This is a genomic window from Pseudomonas sp. R3-52-08 (assembly GCF_003851745.1).
GTDB lineage: Bacteria > Pseudomonadota > Gammaproteobacteria > Pseudomonadales > Pseudomonadaceae > Aquipseudomonas.
On sequence record NZ_CP027730.1, the window covers coordinates 14,895 to 33,025 of the forward strand.

Below are 18,131 nucleotides of genomic sequence, written 5' to 3' on the forward strand. Positions count from 1 at the left end.
ATCAGGAGTGACCTGTGGAAAAGTTTAAAGGCGCCTTGCTGGTAGGCGCTCTTCGGTTGTTTGCCCTGCTGCCCTGGCGCGCCGTACAGGCCGTCGGCACGGGCATCGGCTGGATCATGTGGAAAACCCCCAACCGCTCCCGCGACACGGTGCGGATCAACCTGTCCAAATGCTTCCCGGACATGGACCCGGCCGAGCGCGAGCGCCTGGTGGGACGCAGCCTGATGGACATCGGCAAGTCATTGACCGAAAGCGCCTGTGCCTGGATCTGGCCGGCCCAGCGTTCCATCGACCTGGTGCGCGAAGTCGAGGGCCTGGAGGTGCTGCACGAGGCCTTGGCATCGGGTAAAGGCGTGGTGGGGATCACCAGCCACCTGGGCAACTGGGAAGTGCTGAATCATTTTTATTGCAGCCAGTGCAAGCCGATCATTTTCTATCGCCCGCCCAAGCTCAAGGCTGTTGACGACTTGTTGCGCAAGCAACGCGTGCAACTGGGCAACCGCGTGGCGGCGTCCACCAAGGAAGGCATTCTCAGCGTGATCAAGGAAGTGCGCAAAGGCGGTCAGGTGGGAATCCCTGCCGACCCGGAGCCGGCTGAATCCGCCGGGATCTTCGTGCCGTTCTTCGCGACCCAGGCACTGACCAGCAAGTTCGTACCGAACATGCTCGCGGGCCACAAGGCGGTCGGCGTGTTCCTGCACGCCCTGCGCCTGCCAGATGGCTCGGGCTACAAGGTGATCCTGGAAGCGGCCCCGGAAGACATGTACAGCACCGATACCGCCACGTCCTGCGCGGCGATGAGCAAGGTAGTGGAACGATATGTCGGCGCCTACCCAAGCCAGTACATGTGGAGCATGAAGCGCTTCAAGAAACGCCCGCCGGGCGAGGCGCGGTGGTACTGATTCACACCTGACTCAAGACCACCAAAAAACCAATGTGGGAGGGGGCTTGCTCCCGATGGCGGTGGTTCAGTCAACCATGCATAGACTGACACACCGCTATCGGGAGCAAGCCCCCTCCCACATTTTGATTTGCGTTCAGGCCTGGCGGTCGAGTTTCTTCAGGAACACCGTCATCTCTTTTTCGGCCTGTTTGTCGCCATGGGCCTGGGCCGCCTGTATGCCTCTTTCCCACGCGTCTCGTGCGGCAGCGTTATCACCCTGCCCCAACTGCGCCTTGCCCAACAACTTCCAGGCCGCCGAATACTTAGGGTCGAACTCGACACATTTCTGTAGGTGCTCGGCCGCCTTGGCGTGGTCCTTCAGATCCAGATAACCCTTGCCTAAGCCAAACCTTAGCAGCGAATTATCCGCGCCCTTGGCGAGCATTTTCTCCAGGGATTCGAGCATGTCGGTCACTCCGTTTGATCAGAAAAAGCTCAACCCCACGTGGAACAGCTTCTCCACATCACGGATATGTTTCTTGTCCACCAGGAACAGGATCACATGGTCACCGGTGGCGATCACCGTATCGTCGTGGGCGATGATCACTTCTTCATCGCGAATGATTGCGCCGATGGTGGTGCCCGGTGGCAAGCCGATATCACGGATCGCCCTGCCGATGACCTTGCTCGACTTCGAGTCGCCATGGGCAATCGCCTCGATCGCCTCCGCCGCGCCACGGCGCAGCGAATGCACGCTGACGATGTCGCCACGGCGCACATGCGCGAGCAACGTGCCGATGGTCGCCAATTGCGGGCTGATGGCGATGTCGATATCGCCGCCCTGGATCAGGTCGACATAGGCCGGGTTGTTGATGATGGTCATCACCTTCTTCGCTCCTAGCCGCTTGGCCAGCAGCGAGGACATGATGTTGGCCTCGTCATCGTTGGTCAGCGCCAGGAAGATATCGGCGTCGGCGATGTTTTCTTCCATCAGCAGGTCGCGATCCGAGGCGCTGCCTTGCAGTACCACGGTGCTGTCGAGGGTGTCGGACAAATGCCGGCAGCGCGCCGGGCTCATCTCGATGATCTTCACCTGATAACGGCTTTCGATGGCCTCGGCCAGGCGCTCGCCGATCTGCCCGCCGCCTGCGATGACGATGCGTTTATAGGTTTCGTCGAGCCGGCGCATTTCGCTCATCACTGCACGAATATTCGCCTTGGCCGCGATGAAAAACACTTCGTCATCGGCTTCGATCACGGTGTCGCCCTGGGGCAGGATCGGCCGGTCACGGCGGAAAATCGCCGCCACGCGGGTTTCCACATTTGGCATGTGTTCGCGCAGTTGGCGCAGTTGCTGGCCCACCAGCGGCCCGCCGTAGTAGGCCTTTACCGCGACCAGCTGCGCCTTGCCTCCGGCGAAGTCGATCACCTGCAAGGCGCCCGGAATTTCGATCAGGCGCTTGATGTAGTGAGTGACCACTTGTTCCGGGCTGATCAGCACGTCCACCGGAATGGCGTCGTTGTCGAACAGGCCGGCGCGGGTCAGGTAGGCCGCTTCGCGGACACGGGCGATCTTGGTCGGGGTGTGGAACAGCGTGTGGGCGACCTGGCAGGCGACCATATTGGTTTCGTCGCTGTTGGTGACCGCGACGAGCATGTCGGCATCGTCGGCGCCGGCTTGACGCAGCACGGTCGGGAACGACGCACGGCCTTGTACCGTGCGGATGTCCAGGCGGTCGCCCAGATTGCGCAAGCGCTCGGCATCGGTGTCGACCACGGTGATGTCGTTGGCTTCACTGGCCAAATGTTCAGCCAGCGTGCCACCGACCTGCCCTGCCCCAAGGATGATGATTTTCATCCGGTCACTCCCTTAAACCCATTCAGCCGCGCGCGGCGGCGATCTTGATCAGTTTGGCGTAGTAGAAGCCATCATGCCCGCCTTCCTGCGCGAGCAGTTGCCGGCCGTGCAGTTGCTTGACGCCGGCCGTGGTCGCAAGGTCCAGCTCCCGCGCGCCGCTGGTGCGGGCAAGGAAGGCTTGGATAACCTCGGTATTCTCGGTGGGCAAGGTGGAGCAGGTGGCGTACAGCAGGATGCCGCCGACTTCCAGGGTCGGCCATAGCGCGTCGAGCAGTTCGCCTTGCAGTACGGCCAGGGCGGCGATGTCGTCGGGCTGGCGGGTCAGCTTGATGTCCGGATGTCGACGGATCACGCCGGTGGCCGAACACGGCGCATCCAGCAGGATGCGCTGGAACGGTTTGCCATCCCACCAGGTGGCGGTGTCGCGGCCGTCGGCGGCGATCAGCTCAGCGCTGAGGCCCAGGCGGGCGAGGTTTTCGCGCACGCGCACCAGGCGTTTGGCTTCCAGGTCGACGGCAACTACGCCGCCCAGGTCTTTTTCGACTTCCATGATGTGACAGGTCTTACCGCCAGGCGCGCAGCAGGCGTCCAATACGCGCTGGCCGGGCGCCAGGTCGAGCAGGTCGGCGGCCAATTGCGCGGCCTCGTCCTGCACGCTGATCCAGCCTTCGGCAAAGCCCGGCAGGCTGCGCACGTCGGTGGCGGCCTCGAGCACGATGCCGTCGATGCTGTACACACATGGCGCGGCGTTGATGCCGGCCTCGCTGAGCAATTGCAGATAGGCGTCGCGGCGGTGATGGCGCCGGTTGACCCGCAGGATCATCGGCGGGTGCGCGTTATTGGCTGCGCAGATGGCCTCCCATTGCTCGGGCCAGAAGGCCTTCAGGGATTTTTGCAGCCAGCGTGGATGCGCGGTACGCACCACCGGGTCATGTTCCAGCTCGGCCAGCAGCGCTTCGCTTTCGCGCTGGGCGCGGCGCAACACGGCATTGAGCAGGGCCTTGGCCCAGGGCTTTTTCAGCTTGTCGGCGCAACCAACCGTTTCACCAATGGCGGCGTGGGCCGGCACGCGGGTGTAGAGCAACTGGTAGAGACCCACCAGCAACAGCGCCTCGACGTCAGCGTCCGCCGCCTTGAACGGCTTTTGCAGCAGCTTGGCTGCCAGCGCCGACAAGCGTGGTTGCCAACGGGCGGTGCCGAACGCCAAGTCCTGGGTGAAACCTCGATCGCGGTCTTCGACCTTATCCATCTGCGTGGGCAGCGAACTGTTCAGCGACGCTTTGCCGTTGAGCACGGCGGCGAGGGCCTTGGCGGCGGCCAGACGCGGGTTCATTGGGCGACCACGCCGAGAACGGTGCCCAGGGCAAACTTCTCACGACGGCTGTTGAACAAATCGCTGAAATTCAGCGCCTTGCCACCGGGCAATTGCAGACGGGTCAGACACAGCGCCTGGTCACCGCAAGCCACCAACAGGCCGTCCTTGCTGGCACCGATAATCTCGCCGGGTGCGCCTTTACCGTCGGCCAGGGTCGCGGCCAACACCTTCAACGCTTCGCCGTTAAGGGTGCTGTGGCAGATCGGCCATGGGTTGAAGGCCCGCACACAGCGCTCCACCTCCACGGCCGGGCGGCTCCAGTCGATGCGTGCTTCGTCCTTGTTCAGTTTGTGGGCGTACGTCGCCAGGCTGTCGTCCTGCACTTCGCCTTCCAGGGTGCCGGCATCGAGACCGGCGATGGCCTGGATGACGGCGGGCGGGCCCATTTCAGCCAGGCGATCGTGCAGGCTGCCGCCGGTGTCTTGGGCAGTGATCGGCGTGGTGACTTTGAGCAGTATCGGGCCGGTGTCCAGCCCTGCTTCCATGCGCATGACGGTCACGCCGCTTTCGCTGTCGCCGGCTTGCACCGCGCGCTGGATCGGCGCCGCGCCGCGCCAGCGTGGCAGCAACGAAGCGTGGCTGTTGATGCAACCCAGGCGCGGGATATCGAGTACGGCTTGGGGCAGGATCAAACCGTAGGCGACGACCACCAGCAGATCCGGCTTGAGCGCGGCCAGTTCGGCCTGGGCGTCGGCATTGCGCAGGGTCGGTGGTTGCAGCACGGCGATGTTGTGCTCGAGCGCCAGCTGCTTGACCGGGCTGGGCATCAGTTTTTGCCCGCGCCCGGCCGGGCGATCCGGCTGGGTGTACACCGCGACGATTTCATAAGGGCTGGCAAGCAGCGCCTTGAGGTGTTCGGCGGCAAATTCGGGTGTACCGGCAAAAACAATGCGCAGTGGCTCGGTCATCGGAGTTCTCGGTTAAAAGCAGTCACAAAAGAAAAAGGCTTGCCGCAGCAAGCCTCTGGAAGGAGGGCATCAAGCTTGCTGGCGATGCTTTTTTTCCAGCTTCTTCTTGATCCGGTCACGTTTGAGCGTGGACAGGTAATCGACAAACAGCTTGCCGTTGAGGTGGTCGCACTCGTGCTGGATGCACACCGCCAACAGGCCTTCGGCAATCAGCTCGAACGGCTTGCCGTCGCGGTCCAGGGCCTTGATCTTAACGCGCAATGGGCGTTCGACGTTCTCGTAGAACTCCGGCACCGACAGGCAACCTTCCTGGTATTCGCCCATCTCGTCGGTCAGCGGTTCGAACTCGGGGTTGATGTACACCCGCGGTTCGCTGCGATCTTCGGAGAGGTCCATGACCACGACGCGCAGGTGCACGTTGACCTGGGTCGCGGCGAGGCCGATGCCCGGGGCTTCATACATTGTTTCAAACATGTCATCGACCAACTGACGAACCTTGTCGTCCACTACGGCCACCGGCTTGGCGATCGTGCGCAGGCGCGAGTCGGGAAATTCGAGGATGTTCAAAATAGCCATAAGCGTAATTGCTGCACATGTGAGGTAGAGGCAAATCGGCGGTGGGATGGACCCAGGCAGCCGGTGTGAAACGTTCGAAAGCCGCGAAGGCTATGGCGTTTCACGCGAACGCACATAATAAAGGAGATTGACCCCATGAGGAAATCGCTACTCGTCTTGCTGCTGTGGGCCCCGTTCGCCATGGCGCTGATTCCCCAGCCCGGCCAGCGCCTGGATTCTTCCACGCAAAAGGCTATCCAGGGCTTCTTGCTGCACAACCGCATACTCGACTCGCCCCAGGAACTGGACAACGCGCCCTATATCGTTGCCGCCGATGCCGGGCGCGTGCTGGGCGCCACGGGTGAACGCATCTATGCCAGAGGCAGCCTGGACCCGGCCCAGCCGAGCTATGGGATCTTCCGCCGAGGCAGGGTCTACACCGACCCCAACACTCGGGAATTGCTTGGGGTCAACGCTGACGACATCGGCACCGCGCGCTTTTTGCTGGCCGATGACCTGACCACCCTGGCCGTGCAAAGGGTGACCCAGGAAGTGCGCCCAGGCGACCGTTTGCTGCGCGCCGAACCCGACGTCGGCCTGGCGGACCTGAAAACCCCTGCAACTGCACCCTTCGTTGAAGGGCACATCATCGACATCCCCAAGGGGGTCACGCAGATCGGCGTGCTGGATACGGTAACCCTGAACAAGGGGCGCCGCGATGGCTTGGTCGAAGGCCAATTGCTTACGGTGATTCGGGCTGGCGCCTCGGTGCGCGATGCGCTTACCGGTAGCCCGACGAGACTCCCGGAGGTTCGTGCTGGCACGCTGCTGGTGTTTCGCACCTATGAAAAGCTCAGCTATGCCCTGGTTCTTAGCGCGTCCCGCTCCCTGGCGGTAATGGATCGTTTCGAGAGCGTCGATCAAACGCAATAAATAGCCTGCTAAATAAGTTACCAACAGAGTTATCCACAGCTTGTTCTGGTCAAGGACGATCAAATGTTTCCGATAAATAGTCATGAAATTTCCCCGGCAGAGCTGGAAGCCCGGCTACGCTTGCACAGGCTGCCGGAACTGGGTCCCCAGCGTTTTCGCGTGTTGATCGAGGCGTTCGGCTCTGCTTCCAAAGCCATCAGTGCACCGGCCAGTGCCTGGCGCGCGCTCGGGTTGCGGGCGGTGAGTGCCGATGCCCGGCGCAGTGCCGATGTTCGCGATGGGGCCAGTGCGGCGCTGGCATGGCTGGCCCGCCCGGCCCAGCATTTACTGATGTGGGACCAACCTGACTACCCTGCACTGCTCGCCCAGATCGACGATGCACCGCCGCTGTTATTCGTTGCCGGCGACCCGACGTTGCTGGAAAAACCGCAGCTGGCCGTGGTCGGCAGCCGTCGCGCTTCCCGCCCCGGCATGGACACCGCTGCCGCCTTTTCCCGCAGCCTGGCCAGTGCCGGTTTTGTCATCACCAGCGGCCTCGCGCTGGGTATCGATGGCGCGGCTCACCAAGCCGCATTGGACGTGGGCGGCCATACCATCGGCGTGCTCGGCACCGGCCTGGAAAATTTTTATCCACAGCGCCATAAGACGCTCGCCGCCGCCATGATTGCCCAGGGCAGCGCCGTGGTTTCCGAGTTTCCCCTGGACGCCCCACCCCAGGCCGGCAACTTTCCACGGCGCAATCGCATCATCAGTGGTTTATCCCTGGGTGTCCTGGTGGTGGAAGCCGGTATGGCCAGTGGTTCGCTGATCACCGCACGCCTGGCGGCGGAACAAGGGCGTGAGGTCTATGCCATTCCTGGTTCCATCCATCATCCCGGCGCCAAGGGCTGTCACCAGTTGATTCGCGATGGCGCGGTGCTGGTGGAAACCATCGAACACATTCTGGAAGGCTTGCGCGGTTGGCAGGCGCTGTCACGGCCGGCGCCGGTGCCGGTCGTGCATCCACTGGTGGCCCTGCTGCACGCGGCGGCCCATACCAGCGAAGCCCTGGCGATTGCCAGTGGTCGGCCGCTGTCCCAGGTGCTGGCGACCTTGACCGAGCTGGAACTCGAGGGTCAGGTGGTCTGCGAAAGCGGGCGCTGGCTGGCGCGCTGCGAGCGTTTGTAGCGGCTTTTGTAGCTGGGTTTTGTAACGAAGATCGGTAAACTGCCCACAGCTTTAGTTCGGAGGGTAAACAATGGTCAACAGGTGGCGTGTGCTGGAAGCCGCGCGAGAAATTCGCGCAGGTGCGGTGATTGCCTATCCGACCGAAGCGGTCTGGGGCCTGGGCTGCGACCCGTGGAATGAAGAAGCGGTGGACCGTCTGCTGGCGATCAAGAATCGCTCAGTGGATAAGGGCCTGATCCTGGTGGCGGACAACATTCGCCAGTTCGACTTCCTGTTCGAAGACTTCCCCGACACCTGGATCGAGCGCATGGCCAGCACCTGGCCTGGGCCGAATACCTGGCTGGTGCCCCATCAGGACCTGCTGCCGGAATGGGTCACCGGTGTGCATGACACCGTGGCGCTGCGGGTCAGTGACCATCCGTTGGTACGCGATTTGTGTGCTCAGGTCGGGCCGCTGATTTCCACCTCGGCCAACCCCCAGGGCCGCCCGGCCGCGCGTACGCGGATTCGGGTGGAGCAGTATTTCCGTGGGCAAGTAGACCTCGTGCTGGGCGGCGCCCTGGGTGGGCGCAAGAACCCGAGCCTGATCCGCGATCTGGTGACAGGGGATGTGGTGCGGCCGTCCTGAGACCGAGTCGCGCCCATCGGGGGCGAGCCCCCTCCCACATTTGATCGGTGTTCGTCATGACAACTCAGTCAAGTGTGGGAGGGGGCTTGCCCCCGATGACTTGTTTAAGGCAGCAGAATGGTTGAGCCGGTCGTGCGCCGCGCCGACAATTCGGTCTGCGCCTTCGCCGCGTCTGCCAGCGCATAACGCTGGTTGATATCAATGCGCACCTTGCCGCTCTTGATCATCGAGAACAGATCATCGGCCATCGCCTGCAAGTCCTTTGGATTGCTCGCATAGGTCGCCAGCGTTGGGCGGGTGACATACAGCGAACCCTTCGCCGCCAGAATCCCAAGGTTCACCCCGTCCACCGCACCCGACGCATTCCCAAAACTCACCACCAAGCCACGCGGTGCCACGCTGTCCAGCGAGGTCAGCCAGGTGTCTTTGCCGACGCCGTCATACACCACCGGCACCTTTTTGCCGTCAGTCAATTCCAGCACGCGCTGTGCGACATCTTCCTGGCTGTAATCGATGGTTTCCCAGGCGCCCAGGGACTTGGCCAGGGCGGCCTTCTCCGGTGAGCTCACCGTACCAATCAACTTGACGCCCAGCGCCTTGGCCCATTGGCAGGCCAGGGAGCCCACGCCGCCGGCAGCGGCGTGGAACAGAATGGTTTCGCCGCCCTTCAACTCATACGTCTGGCGCAACAGGTACTGCACGGTCAGGCCCTTGAGCATGGCGCCGGCGGCCTGTTCGAAGCTGATCTCGTCTGGCAGATGCACCAGGTTGGCAGCGGGCAAGACATGCAACTGGCTGTAGGCGCCCAGCGGGCCGCTGCCGTAGGCCACGCGGTCGCCGACCTTGAACTGGCTGACGTCACTGCCCACGGCATCGACCACGCCCGCCCCCTCTGCGCCCAGCCCCGATGGCAAGCTCGGTGGCGCGTAAAGGCCGCTGCGAAAGTAAGTGTCGATGAAGTTCAGGCCAATGGCTTCGTTACGTACCCGAACCTGCTGTGGGCCAGGCTCCGCTGGTGTGTAGTCCACATACTCGAGCACGTCGGGGCCGCCATGGGCGCTGAACTGGATACGTTTGGCCATTTACCTTCTCCTTGGGTCGAATAATACAAAGGCCCCTATCGGACTCCTAAGCTTGATCTTCGTCAACTGCGACGGCACGGGGTGCGGTGGTATCCTGTGCGCCCATTTGCCGCCGACGCCCAATGGCCTCGCGTAGCTTTGCCCGATTCAAGGTGATGCCATGACTACCCGCACCGAGGCTGTTAAAGCCTACCTGCTTGACCTGCAAGACCGCATTTGCAGCGCCCTGGAAACCTTCGAGACGGACACACGCTTTATCGAAGACGCCTGGACCCGGCCTGCCGGTGGCGGCGGTCGCACCCGTGTGATTGAAAACGGTTCGGTGATCGAAAAAGGCGGCGTTAACTTTTCCCACGTGTTCGGCAGCGGCTTGCCACCGTCCGCCAGTGCACACCGCCCGGAACTGGCCGGTCGCGGCTTCGAGGCGCTGGGGGTGTCGCTGGTGATCCATCCCCATAACCCCCATGTGCCGACGTCCCACGCCAATGTGCGCTTTTTCACCGCAGAAAAAGAAGGCGAAGAGCCGGTGTGGTGGTTTGGCGGCGGCTTTGACCTCACGCCGTACTACGGCAATGAAGAAGATTGCGTGCACTGGCATCGCGTGGCCGAGCAGGCCTGTGCGCCATTCGGCGCGGACGTCTACCCGCGTTATAAAGCCTGGTGCGACACCTATTTCCATATCAAGCACCGCAACGAGCCGCGTGGCATCGGCGGCCTGTTTTTCGATGATTTGAACGAATGGGGCTTCGACACCTGCTTCGCCTTCATTCGCGCCATCGGTGATGCCTATATCGATGCCTACCTGCCGATCGTGCAACGCCGCCAGGCGATGGCCTATACCGAACAGCAGCGCCAGTTCCAGGAGTTTCGCCGGGGGCGTTACGTCGAGTTCAACCTCGTCTATGACCGTGGCACCCTGTTCGGCCTGCAATCGGGCGGGCGTACCGAGTCGATCCTGATGTCGCTGCCGCCCCAGGTACGCTGGAGCTACGACTGGAAAGCCGAAGCCGGCAGCGATGAAGCGCGCCTCACCGACTACTTCCTGCAGGACCGCGACTGGCTCGGCCTGGCTGCGCCCAAGGCGGTGGAGTGATGGATCACTATGTCGTCTTCGGCAATCCCATCGGCCACAGCAAGTCGCCGTTGATTCACCGCATGTTCGCCGAACAGACCGGTGAGCAACTGGACTACAGCACACTGCTCGCGCCGCTGGAGGATTTCACCGGCTGCGCCCGTGAGTTCTTTCAACACGGGCGTGGCGCGAACGTCACCGTGCCGTTCAAGGAAGACGCTTTCCGGCTGGCCGACACCCTCACCGAGCGCGCCCAACGCGCCGGCGCGGTGAATACCCTGAGCAAGTTGGCCGATGGCACATTGCTGGGGGATAACACCGATGGCACCGGCCTGGTGCGCGACCTGACGGTAAACGCCGGGCTCAACCTGCAAGGCAAGCGCATCCTGCTGCTGGGCGCCGGTGGCGCGGTGCGCGGCGTGTTGGAACCGCTGCTGGCCGAGAGGCCTGCCTCGCTGATTATCGCTAACCGCACCGTGGAAAAAGCGGAAGTGCTGGCCGAGCTGTTTGACGACCTGGGGCCGGTGTCGGCCAGTGGGTTCGATTGGCTGCGTGAGCCGGTGGACGTAATCATCAACGCCACTTCCGCCAGCCTGACGGGCGATGTACCGCCGATTGCGGGCAGTTTGATCGAACCGGGCAAGACGTTCTGCTACGACATGATGTACGCCAAGGAGCCCACCGCGTTTTGTCGCTGGGCTGAGGAACACGGTGCTGCGGTGGCAATGGACGGCCTGGGCATGCTAGTGGAACAAGCGGCGCAAGCCTTCTTCCTGTGGCGCGGCGTGCGCCCGGAATCAGCGCCGGTACTGGCCGAGCTGCGCCGTCAGTTGGTCTGACACAAATCAAATGTGGGAGGGGGCTTGCCCCCGATAGCGGTGTTTCAGTCAACATATAAGTAGCTGACAGACCGCCATCGGGAGCAAGCCCCCTCCCACAGTTTGATCGCGTTCAGTCTTTGAAATGGATGGGGCACTTGTCTGGCCCTTCCAGTTTCTTCAACTCTTCAACGACTTGTGGCCTGGCGCCACGCAACGTCAGGCGACGTCCGTGCCGCTTCAACCGCCGCGCCTCCTGATGCAGCATCTCCACCCCGGAATAGTCGATAAAGTTGATCTGCTGCGATTCGATCACCACCCGCTCGCCCTGCAGACTCTGCAGGCGCACTTGCAGGTAGTGACTGGCGCCAAAAAAGATCGAGCCACCCACTCGCAATACATCCTCGTCACCGTCGCGCCACTGCTGAATGCGCGGTTGCGAGGTGCGTTTGAGGTAGAAAAACAGTGACGCGAGCACTCCCGCATAAATCGCCGTTTGCAGTTCCAGCAGCAAGGTGGCGACACACGTCAGGCCCATCACCACAAATTCGGCGCGGCTCACGCGGAACAACGCACGGATGCCTCGGCGGTCCACCAGCCCCCAGCAGATCAGCAGGATGCTCGCCGCCATGCTTGGGATCGGAATGTGTGCGATCAGCCCCGCGCCAAACAGCGCGAACAGTGCGACCCAGAGCGCGGAAAACACGCCGGCCAATGGCGAGCAGGCACCCGCCTCGTAACTGAGGCCGGACCGGGTGAAGGAGCCCGCCGACACGTACCCGGAGAAAAATCCGCCGATGATATTGGATAAACCCTGGGCTCGGACTTCCTGATTCGCGTCGAGCAATTGCTGGGAACGCGCCGACAGTGAGCGGGCAATCGACAGGCTGGTCACCAGCCCCAGCATGCCCACGGCCACGGCGCTGGGTAGCAGGCGCAGGATCGTATCCAGGTCCATTGGCAATGACCGCAAGGGCGGTAGCTGGCCGATAAACGCACTGACCAACGCCACATGCCCGAACAGCGCCGGCCACAGCCACGCGGCCAGGCTGCCCAGGGCCAGGGCGATCAACAGCGTCGGCCAGCGCGGCATCAGGTATTTGAGCAGCGCGCCCACCAGCAAAGTGCCCAAGCCCAGGGCGAGCGAGGCGCGGTCCCACTCGCCGCCATGCTCGAGCAGCGCCAGCAGGCTGTTGATGGCGGTGGCCTGGCTCGCAAGCTCCAGCCCCAGCAGGTTGGGCAACTGGCCTAGGGCAATCACGACGGCGGCGCCGAGGGTGAAACCGAGTACCACGGAATGGGAGACGAAATTCACCAGCGCGCCGAAGCGCAGCATGCCCAATAGCCACTGGAAAACGCCGGCGAGGAAGGTCAGCAGCAGGATCAAGGTGACGTAATCCTGGGAACCCGGCACCGCCAGCGGGCTGATACTGGCGTAGAGCACGATGGAGATCGCCGCTGTAGGACCGCAGATCAGGTGCCAGGACGAACCCCACAGGCAAGCGATCAACACCGGGATGATTGCGGCGTACAGGCCGTATTCGGGTGGGAGACCAGCGATGAGCGCGTAAGCAATCGACTGCGGCAAGGCGAGCACGGCACCGCTGAGGCCAACCATCGCGTCCCGGCCGACGCTGGCGTGGGTTTGGCGCGGGAGCCAACTCAGGAAAGGAAAGAGTGTGTGACGGTTGGGCCGGGGCATCGCGAGCTCGGATAAAAAGGTTTGAGCCAGGGTATCAGGCTGCCACTGATCGTTCCCCCGCTCTGCGTGGGAATACCTCATGTGACGCTCCGCGTCACGGTTTTAAAGCGGACGCAGAGCGTCCAGGAATGCATTCCCACGCGGAGCGTGGGAACGATCGCATGTGTCTTTAAAGTTTGGCTTTTACCGCCTGCAACGCATCCTGGCCATCCAGCGTCTTCACACCTTCCAGCCACTTGTCCAACACCGCCGGATTGGCCTTGATCCAAGCCTTCGCGGCGTCCGCATTGCTGACCTTATTGTTCACCACGTCAGCCATGATGCTGTTCTCCATGGCCTGAGTGAAACTCAGGTTGGTCAGCAGTTTCCCCACATTCGGGCAGGCTTGCGCATAACCCTTACGGGTCAACGTGTAGACGCTGCCGGTGTCACCAAAATACTTCTCGCCGCCCTTGAGGTAGCGCATTTTCAACTGCACGTTCATCGGGTGCGGCGTCCAGCCGAGGAAGGTGACGAATTTCTGCTTTTTCACCGCCCGCGTGACTTCGGCGAGCATCGCTTGCTCACTCGACTCGATCAGCTTCCACTGGCCAAGCTCGAAGTCATTTTTCTTGATGATCTCCTGCAGCGAGATATTCGCCGGTGCGCCGGAGCCGATGCCGTAGATCTTCTTGTCGAACTTGTCGGCAAATTTATTCAGATCGGCAAAATCATGCACGCCGGCTTCCCACACGTAGTCCGGTACGGCGAGGGTGAACTCGGTGCCGTCGAGGTTCTTCGCCAGTTGCACCACCTCGCCGTTCGCCACGAACTTGTCATAGAAGCCTTGCTGCGCCGGCATCCAGTTGCCCATGAACACGTCGACCTTGCCGTCCCTGAGCCCGCCGAAGGTAATCGGCACTGCCAGGGCGTCGACCTTAGCCTTGTAGCCCATGCCGCTCAGCAGAAAACCGGTGATGGCGTTGGTCGCCGCGATGTCGCTCCAGCCGGGGTCGGCCATTTTCACCGTTTCACAACTGGCGTCCGCGTAGGCATTGGCGCTGCTCAACGCCAGAATGCCCAGCACAACCGTTAATTTTTGCATGGCCTTCCCTCTGAATTTATTGGTTTTGGCAGGGTTGTGGATAACGTGCCTTGCGCTCCAGGTCGTCGAGGTCGATATGGTTGCGCATGTACTGCTGACTGGCGTCTACCAGGGGCTGGTGATCCCAGCTCTTCAGCTTGCCTTGGGTCAGTGCCTCGAATACCAGGCGACGGCGGCGTTGGCTGGCGAGCACTTGTTGATGGATCGCCGGTATGTCCCATTTGGCCCGCGCTTCGTTCAAAAATGCCTCGAACAGTGGCCGGTGTTCCGGTGACTGGCTGAGGTTCTCCCGCTCGTGCGGGTCGTTGTGCACATCGAACAGCAGACAAGGGTCGTCTTCGCTGTAGATGAATTTGTAGGCGCCTCGGCGAATCATCATCAGCGGGCTGATGGTGCCTTCGGCCATGTATTCGCCAAACACTTCGTCATGCCCGCCCTCGCCTTTGAGGTGCGGCAGCAGCGAGCGGCCATCCAGTGGCAGGCGTGGGTCCAGCTCGCCGCCGGCCAATTCCACCAGGGTCGGCAACAGGTCGGCGGTCGACACGGCGTGGGTCACGCGGCGCGCTGCAAATTGCCCCGGCGCACTGACCAGCAGCGGCACCCGGGCGGCCATTTCGAACCAGTGCATTTTGTACCAGAGGCTACGTTCGCCCAACATGTCGCCGTGGTCGCCGGAGAAGATGATGATGGTGTTATCGGCCAGGCCGGTGTCTTCCAAGGTTTGTAGCAGCTTGCCGACGTTGCTGTCGATGTAGCTGCACGCGCCGAAATAGGCACGGCGCGCATCGCGGATTTTATCCACAGGCAGCGGCTTGTCCCACAGGTCGTAGACCTTGAGCAAACGCTGGGAGTGCGGGTCAAGATCATCCTGCGCTGGTGTTGCAGGCAAGGGGATGTCGGCGTCGTCGTACAGGTCCCAGAACGGCTTGGGAATGGTGTACGGGTCGTGGGGATGGGTCATCGACACGGTCAGGCAGAACGGTTGCTCGCCGTCCTCGCGGATATGATCGAACAGGTATTGCTGGGCCTTGAACACCACCTCCTCGTCGAAATCCAGCTGGTTGGTACGCACACATGGTCCGGCTTGCAGCACCGAGGACATGTTGTGGTACCAGGTGGGGCGTACATCCGGTTCATCCCAGTTCACTGCCCACCCGTAGTCCGCCGGGTAGATGTCGCTGGTCAGGCGCTGTTCATAACCGTGCAACTGGTCGGGACCGCAGAAATGCATCTTGCCCGACAGCGCGGTGCGGTAACCGAGGCGCCGCAGGTAATGGGCGTAAGTGGGTACATCGGCCGGGAAGTCTGCCGCGTTGTCATAGGCGCCGATCTTGCTTGGCAGCTGGCCGCTGACCAAGGTAAAGCGCGAGGGCGCGCACAGCGGGCTGTTGCAGTAGGCAGCGTCGAAGACCACGCCGTGTTCGGCGAGGCGGCTCAGGTTGGGCAACTTGATCGGGGAAGATCCGTAGAAGGGCAGCATCGGTGCGGCCATTTGATCGGCCATGATGAAAAGAATGTTCTTGCGCTTCATGGGTTCTCGGCATTCCATAGGCAGTGTTTATGCGAATGAGCATGCAGCCCGCTTAGAGCGTGGTAAAGCCCATGAAGAACAATGCCTAGGATAAGCACAGCTTATGTATGAAGCGCTCGGTGACCTCTCCCTTGATCTGCTGCGCGCGTTCGAAGCGGCGGCGCGTCAGCGCAGTTTCACTGCCGCCGCGATGGAGCTGGGCACCACTCAGCCGGCCATCAGCCAGCAGATCAAACGCCTCGAAGAGCAGTTGGCGATCCGCTTGTTCGACCGCATCTACCGTGGCATCGAGTTGACCGAAGCGGGCGCCCTGCTGTTCGAACACGTCCAAGCCGGCCTGCACGCCATTAACCTGGGCTTGAGCACCGTCACCGAGCAAGACCAGCATGAAGTGCTGCAAGTGGCCACCGACTTCGCCTTCGCCGCCTACTGGCTGATGCCGCGCCTGCATCGTTTCCACCAGGCGAACCCGCAGGTGGATGTGAGCCTGGTGACCAGCGAGCGCAACCACGCCAGCCTGCGCAGTGACATCGACGTGGCGGTGCTGTTTGGTGACGGACGCTTCAAGCAAGGCGACAGCCTGTGGCTGTTCAACGAGGAAGTGTTCCCGGTGTGCAGCCCGCAGTGGCTCAAGCACCAGGCTACAGCGCTGACGGTGCAGACCCTGCCGGACTACCCGTTGCTGCACTTGCGCCAGGAAAACAACCGCCACTGGTTCGACTGGGCCGGCGTGTTTCGCGAGCTGGGAATCAGCGCCGCGCCCACCCCTGGGCAATTGCGTTTCGACAATTACACGCTGTTGATCCAGGCGGCCATTGCCGGCCAGGGCGTTGCGATCGGCTGGCGCCATCTGGTGGATGACCTGCTGGAGCAGAACTGGTTGTGCCGACCGATCAGCGACACGGTGATCTCGCGTTTCGGCTATTACGTGGTGCAGCCCCAGCGCAAGCGTCGTCGGCAGTTGGTCGAACGGTTTGTCGATTGGCTGGTGGCGGAGCAGGCCAGCAGCGCGCAGTCATTGACCGGGCTGGCCCTGCCGTCGATTGCGGTCTAGGATCGCTGCACAGTGGAACTGGAGTCCGGCATGCAACGTATCAAGGGCTATCACGCCCATATCTACTTCGACGCCAGCACGATCGACCAGGCGCGCACCTTGTGTGAAGACGCGGCAGCGCTCTTTCCGCTACGCATGGGGCGCGTGCATGAGCGTCCGGTAGGCCCGCACCCGGACTGGAGTTGCCAGCTGGCGTTCGAGCCGGAATACATCGGCGTGGTGCTGCCCTGGCTGGCGCTGCATCGCAATGGCTTGGTGGTGTTCCTGCACCCTGACACCGGCGATGACCTGAAGGACCACACTGATTACGCGGTCTGGATGGGTGCGATGCGCGAGCTGGATCTGTCTATTTTTTAACCGTTATGTGCTGACGCTATTCGCATCTTCCCAAGGATGTGTAAGATTTTACGCGCCTATCTCCCAATATATGGGACTGTTATTTATATATTGAGATGTTGCCAGGCATAGGTTTATATTCGCTCATCTGCTTTTTTCAGCACCCACTCATTTCAGGTGAAGCGATGCAGGCGCAATTGATCGCGCTCGATTGGGGAACCAGCTCCCTTCGTGCTTACAAACTAGGTCCCGCCGGCGTGGTGCTTGAACAACGCTCACTGCCCTGGGGCATCATGCATTTGCCCAGCGAACCGCGTGACATCGCGGGTGTTCGCTGCAGCAATGGCTTTGAGTTGGCATTCGATAGCGCCTGCGGGGATTGGCTCGACGCCCAGCCCGAACTGCCGGTAATCGCCTGCGGCATGGTGGGTAGCGCACAGGGTTGGAGCGAAGCGGCTTATCGCAACACCCCGGTGGATGTTGCCAGCCTGGGCCAGGCGCTGCACAAGGTGCGCAGCGTGCGTGGCGTCGATGTGCATATCGTGCCGGGCGTGATCGAACAAGTCGGCCTGCCCAATGTGATGCGCGGCGAAGAAACCCAGGTACTCGGTGTGCTGCACGGGCTCGCTACCGACGTACTGATCGGCCTGCCGGGCAGCCATTCCAAATGGGTCGAGGTGGTCGAGGGCTGTATCACGCACTTCGACACGTTCATGACCGGCGAGCTGTTCGCCATATTGAGCAAGCACAGCATCCTGGGACGCACCCAGCAATCATCGGAACATTTCCACACCGAGGCGTTTGACCGAGGCGTGGCTGTCGCGCTGTCGGCGGACGGCCAGCGCGGCGTGCTCTCGACCCTGTTCAGTGCCCGCACCCTAGGGCTGACCGCCGAACTTACGCCTGAGCAGCAGCCCGACTACCTGTCCGGCCTGCTGATCGGCCATGAACTCGCCGGGTTACCCGACAGCGCCAAACGCAAGCCGATCATCCTGGTCGGCGCCGCCCCCCTCTGCGCCCGCTATCAACGCGCTCTCGCCCAGTGCGGCTTCGCCCGCGTCAGCCTGGCGCAGGAAGCCAGCGAGCGCGGCTTGTGGCAACTGGCCGAGGCGGCCGGGCTCACTCAACCTGTAACGGAGGCCTGA

Annotated in this window: 18 protein-coding genes; 9 read left to right on the plus strand and 9 right to left on the minus strand. The window is 62.1% G+C overall.

Translation table 11 applies throughout. From position 1 onward, the window contains the following. Positions 1-14: 14 nt before the first annotated feature. Positions 15-902 carry a lysophospholipid acyltransferase gene (locus tag C4J91_RS00060; protein ID WP_124360583.1) on the plus strand — a complete coding sequence of 296 codons (888 nt, stop codon included), beginning with the start codon at positions 15-17 and terminating at the stop codon, positions 900-902. Between the two features lie 135 nt (positions 903-1,037). Here C4J91_RS00060 and C4J91_RS00065 read toward each other — a convergent pair whose 3' ends face one another. From C4J91_RS00065 to def, 5 genes are all read right to left on the minus strand, one after another. Further along, positions 1,038-1,349, minus strand: a complete 312-nt coding sequence (locus tag C4J91_RS00065; protein ID WP_124360584.1) for a tetratricopeptide repeat protein — start codon at positions 1,347-1,349, stop codon at positions 1,038-1,040. An 18-nt stretch (positions 1,350-1,367) separates the two neighbouring features. Continuing rightward, a complete protein-coding gene (trkA, locus tag C4J91_RS00070) occupies positions 1,368-2,741 on the minus strand; it encodes a Trk system potassium transporter TrkA (protein ID WP_124360585.1) in 1,374 nt (457 codons plus the stop codon). Positions 2,742-2,763: 22 nt separating this feature from the next. Beyond that, positions 2,764-4,074, minus strand: a complete 1,311-nt coding sequence (rsmB, locus tag C4J91_RS00075) for a 16S rRNA (cytosine(967)-C(5))-methyltransferase RsmB (RefSeq protein WP_124360586.1) — start codon at positions 4,072-4,074, stop codon at positions 2,764-2,766. After that, positions 4,071-5,024 carry a methionyl-tRNA formyltransferase gene (gene fmt, locus C4J91_RS00080; protein WP_124360587.1) on the minus strand — a complete coding sequence of 318 codons (954 nt, stop codon included), beginning with the start codon at positions 5,022-5,024 and terminating at the stop codon, positions 4,071-4,073. Before fmt ends, rsmB begins: the two co-directional genes overlap by 4 nt. A gap of 69 nt (positions 5,025-5,093) precedes the next feature. Then, entirely contained in the window at positions 5,094-5,600 is a 507-nt protein-coding gene (gene def, locus C4J91_RS00085) for a peptide deformylase (RefSeq protein WP_005783383.1), read from the minus strand. 135 nt (positions 5,601-5,735) lie between these two features. On the opposite strand from def, the gene C4J91_RS00090 reads away from it, so the two are divergent. The 3 genes from C4J91_RS00090 (at position 5,736) to C4J91_RS00100 (ending at position 8,307) form a co-directional block, all read left to right on the plus strand. Next, positions 5,736-6,512, plus strand: a complete 777-nt coding sequence (locus C4J91_RS00090) for a peptidoglycan-binding protein (RefSeq protein ID WP_124360588.1) — start codon at positions 5,736-5,738, stop codon at positions 6,510-6,512. Between the two features lie 63 nt (positions 6,513-6,575). Further along, a complete protein-coding gene (gene dprA, locus C4J91_RS00095; RefSeq protein ID WP_124360589.1) occupies positions 6,576-7,679 on the plus strand; it encodes a DNA-processing protein DprA in 1,104 nt (367 codons plus the stop codon). A gap of 70 nt (positions 7,680-7,749) precedes the next feature. Continuing rightward, positions 7,750-8,307, plus strand: a complete 558-nt coding sequence (locus C4J91_RS00100) for an L-threonylcarbamoyladenylate synthase (RefSeq protein ID WP_124360590.1) — start codon at positions 7,750-7,752, stop codon at positions 8,305-8,307. A 104-nt stretch (positions 8,308-8,411) separates the two neighbouring features. Here the strand turns inward: C4J91_RS00100 and C4J91_RS00105 are convergent, their stop codons facing one another. After that, the gene (locus C4J91_RS00105) at positions 8,412-9,389 is read right to left on the minus strand and encodes a quinone oxidoreductase (protein ID WP_124360591.1); all 978 of its coding nucleotides are present in this window, start codon (positions 9,387-9,389) and stop codon (positions 8,412-8,414) included. Between the two features lie 160 nt (positions 9,390-9,549). Here C4J91_RS00105 and hemF point away from each other — a divergent pair, with 160 nt between their 5' ends. Together hemF and aroE are read left to right on the plus strand one after the other, a co-directional pair. Then, on the plus strand, positions 9,550-10,482 hold the full coding sequence (gene hemF, locus C4J91_RS00110; protein WP_124360592.1) for an oxygen-dependent coproporphyrinogen oxidase: 933 nt from the start codon (positions 9,550-9,552) through the stop codon (positions 10,480-10,482). Then, the gene (aroE, locus tag C4J91_RS00115; protein WP_124360593.1) at positions 10,482-11,300 is read left to right on the plus strand and encodes a shikimate dehydrogenase; all 819 of its coding nucleotides are present in this window, start codon (positions 10,482-10,484) and stop codon (positions 11,298-11,300) included. The genes hemF and aroE overlap by 1 nt, the downstream gene beginning before the upstream one ends. 112 nt (positions 11,301-11,412) lie before the next feature. Here aroE and C4J91_RS00120 read toward each other — a convergent pair whose 3' ends face one another. From C4J91_RS00120 to betC, 3 genes are all read right to left on the minus strand, one after another. Then, entirely contained in the window at positions 11,413-12,981 is a 1,569-nt protein-coding gene (locus tag C4J91_RS00120) for a SulP family inorganic anion transporter (protein ID WP_124360594.1), read from the minus strand. A gap of 169 nt (positions 12,982-13,150) precedes the next feature. Beyond that, the gene (choX, locus tag C4J91_RS00130; protein WP_124360596.1) at positions 13,151-14,065 is read right to left on the minus strand and encodes a choline ABC transporter substrate-binding protein; all 915 of its coding nucleotides are present in this window, start codon (positions 14,063-14,065) and stop codon (positions 13,151-13,153) included. A 16-nt stretch (positions 14,066-14,081) separates the two neighbouring features. Further along, entirely contained in the window at positions 14,082-15,596 is a 1,515-nt protein-coding gene (gene betC, locus C4J91_RS00135) for a choline-sulfatase (RefSeq protein WP_124360597.1), read from the minus strand. Positions 15,597-15,699: 103 nt separating this feature from the next. On the opposite strand from betC, the gene C4J91_RS00140 reads away from it, so the two are divergent. The 3 genes from C4J91_RS00140 (at position 15,700) to C4J91_RS00150 (ending at position 18,131) form a co-directional block, all read left to right on the plus strand. Continuing rightward, a complete protein-coding gene (locus C4J91_RS00140; protein WP_124360598.1) occupies positions 15,700-16,650 on the plus strand; it encodes a LysR family transcriptional regulator in 951 nt (316 codons plus the stop codon). A gap of 30 nt (positions 16,651-16,680) precedes the next feature. Beyond that, positions 16,681-17,007 carry a DOPA 4,5-dioxygenase family protein gene (locus C4J91_RS00145; RefSeq protein ID WP_124360599.1) on the plus strand — a complete coding sequence of 109 codons (327 nt, stop codon included), beginning with the start codon at positions 16,681-16,683 and terminating at the stop codon, positions 17,005-17,007. 164 nt (positions 17,008-17,171) lie between these two features. Next, the gene (locus C4J91_RS00150; RefSeq protein ID WP_124360600.1) at positions 17,172-18,131 is read left to right on the plus strand and encodes a 2-dehydro-3-deoxygalactonokinase; all 960 of its coding nucleotides are present in this window, start codon (positions 17,172-17,174) and stop codon (positions 18,129-18,131) included.

Excerpts from the sequence above, each read along its gene's own strand:
- C4J91_RS00065 (WP_124360584.1), bottom strand. The coding sequence starts at position 1,349 with ATGCTCGAATCCCTGGAGAAAATGCTCGCCAAGGGCGCGGATAATTCG.
- trkA (WP_124360585.1), bottom strand. The coding sequence starts at position 2,741 with ATGAAAATCATCATCCTTGGGGCAGGGCAGGTCGGTGGCACGCTGGCT.
- rsmB (WP_124360586.1), bottom strand. The coding sequence starts at position 4,074 with ATGAACCCGCGTCTGGCCGCCGCCAAGGCCCTCGCCGCCGTGCTCAAC.
- fmt (WP_124360587.1), bottom strand. The coding sequence starts at position 5,024 with ATGACCGAGCCACTGCGCATTGTTTTTGCCGGTACACCCGAATTTGCC.
- def (WP_005783383.1), bottom strand. The coding sequence starts at position 5,600 with ATGGCTATTTTGAACATCCTCGAATTTCCCGACTCGCGCCTGCGCACG.
- C4J91_RS00090 (WP_124360588.1), top strand. The coding sequence starts at position 5,736 with ATGAGGAAATCGCTACTCGTCTTGCTGCTGTGGGCCCCGTTCGCCATG.
- dprA (WP_124360589.1), top strand. The coding sequence starts at position 6,576 with ATGTTTCCGATAAATAGTCATGAAATTTCCCCGGCAGAGCTGGAAGCC.
- C4J91_RS00100 (WP_124360590.1), top strand. The coding sequence starts at position 7,750 with ATGGTCAACAGGTGGCGTGTGCTGGAAGCCGCGCGAGAAATTCGCGCA.
- C4J91_RS00105 (WP_124360591.1), bottom strand. The coding sequence starts at position 9,389 with ATGGCCAAACGTATCCAGTTCAGCGCCCATGGCGGCCCCGACGTGCTC.
- hemF (WP_124360592.1), top strand. The coding sequence starts at position 9,550 with ATGACTACCCGCACCGAGGCTGTTAAAGCCTACCTGCTTGACCTGCAA.
- aroE (WP_124360593.1), top strand. The coding sequence starts at position 10,482 with ATGGATCACTATGTCGTCTTCGGCAATCCCATCGGCCACAGCAAGTCG.
- C4J91_RS00120 (WP_124360594.1), bottom strand. The coding sequence starts at position 12,981 with ATGCCCCGGCCCAACCGTCACACACTCTTTCCTTTCCTGAGTTGGCTC.
- choX (WP_124360596.1), bottom strand. The coding sequence starts at position 14,065 with ATGCAAAAATTAACGGTTGTGCTGGGCATTCTGGCGTTGAGCAGCGCC.
- betC (WP_124360597.1), bottom strand. The coding sequence starts at position 15,596 with ATGAAGCGCAAGAACATTCTTTTCATCATGGCCGATCAAATGGCCGCA.
- C4J91_RS00140 (WP_124360598.1), top strand. The coding sequence starts at position 15,700 with ATGTATGAAGCGCTCGGTGACCTCTCCCTTGATCTGCTGCGCGCGTTC.
- C4J91_RS00145 (WP_124360599.1), top strand. The coding sequence starts at position 16,681 with ATGCAACGTATCAAGGGCTATCACGCCCATATCTACTTCGACGCCAGC.
- C4J91_RS00150 (WP_124360600.1), top strand. The coding sequence starts at position 17,172 with ATGCAGGCGCAATTGATCGCGCTCGATTGGGGAACCAGCTCCCTTCGT.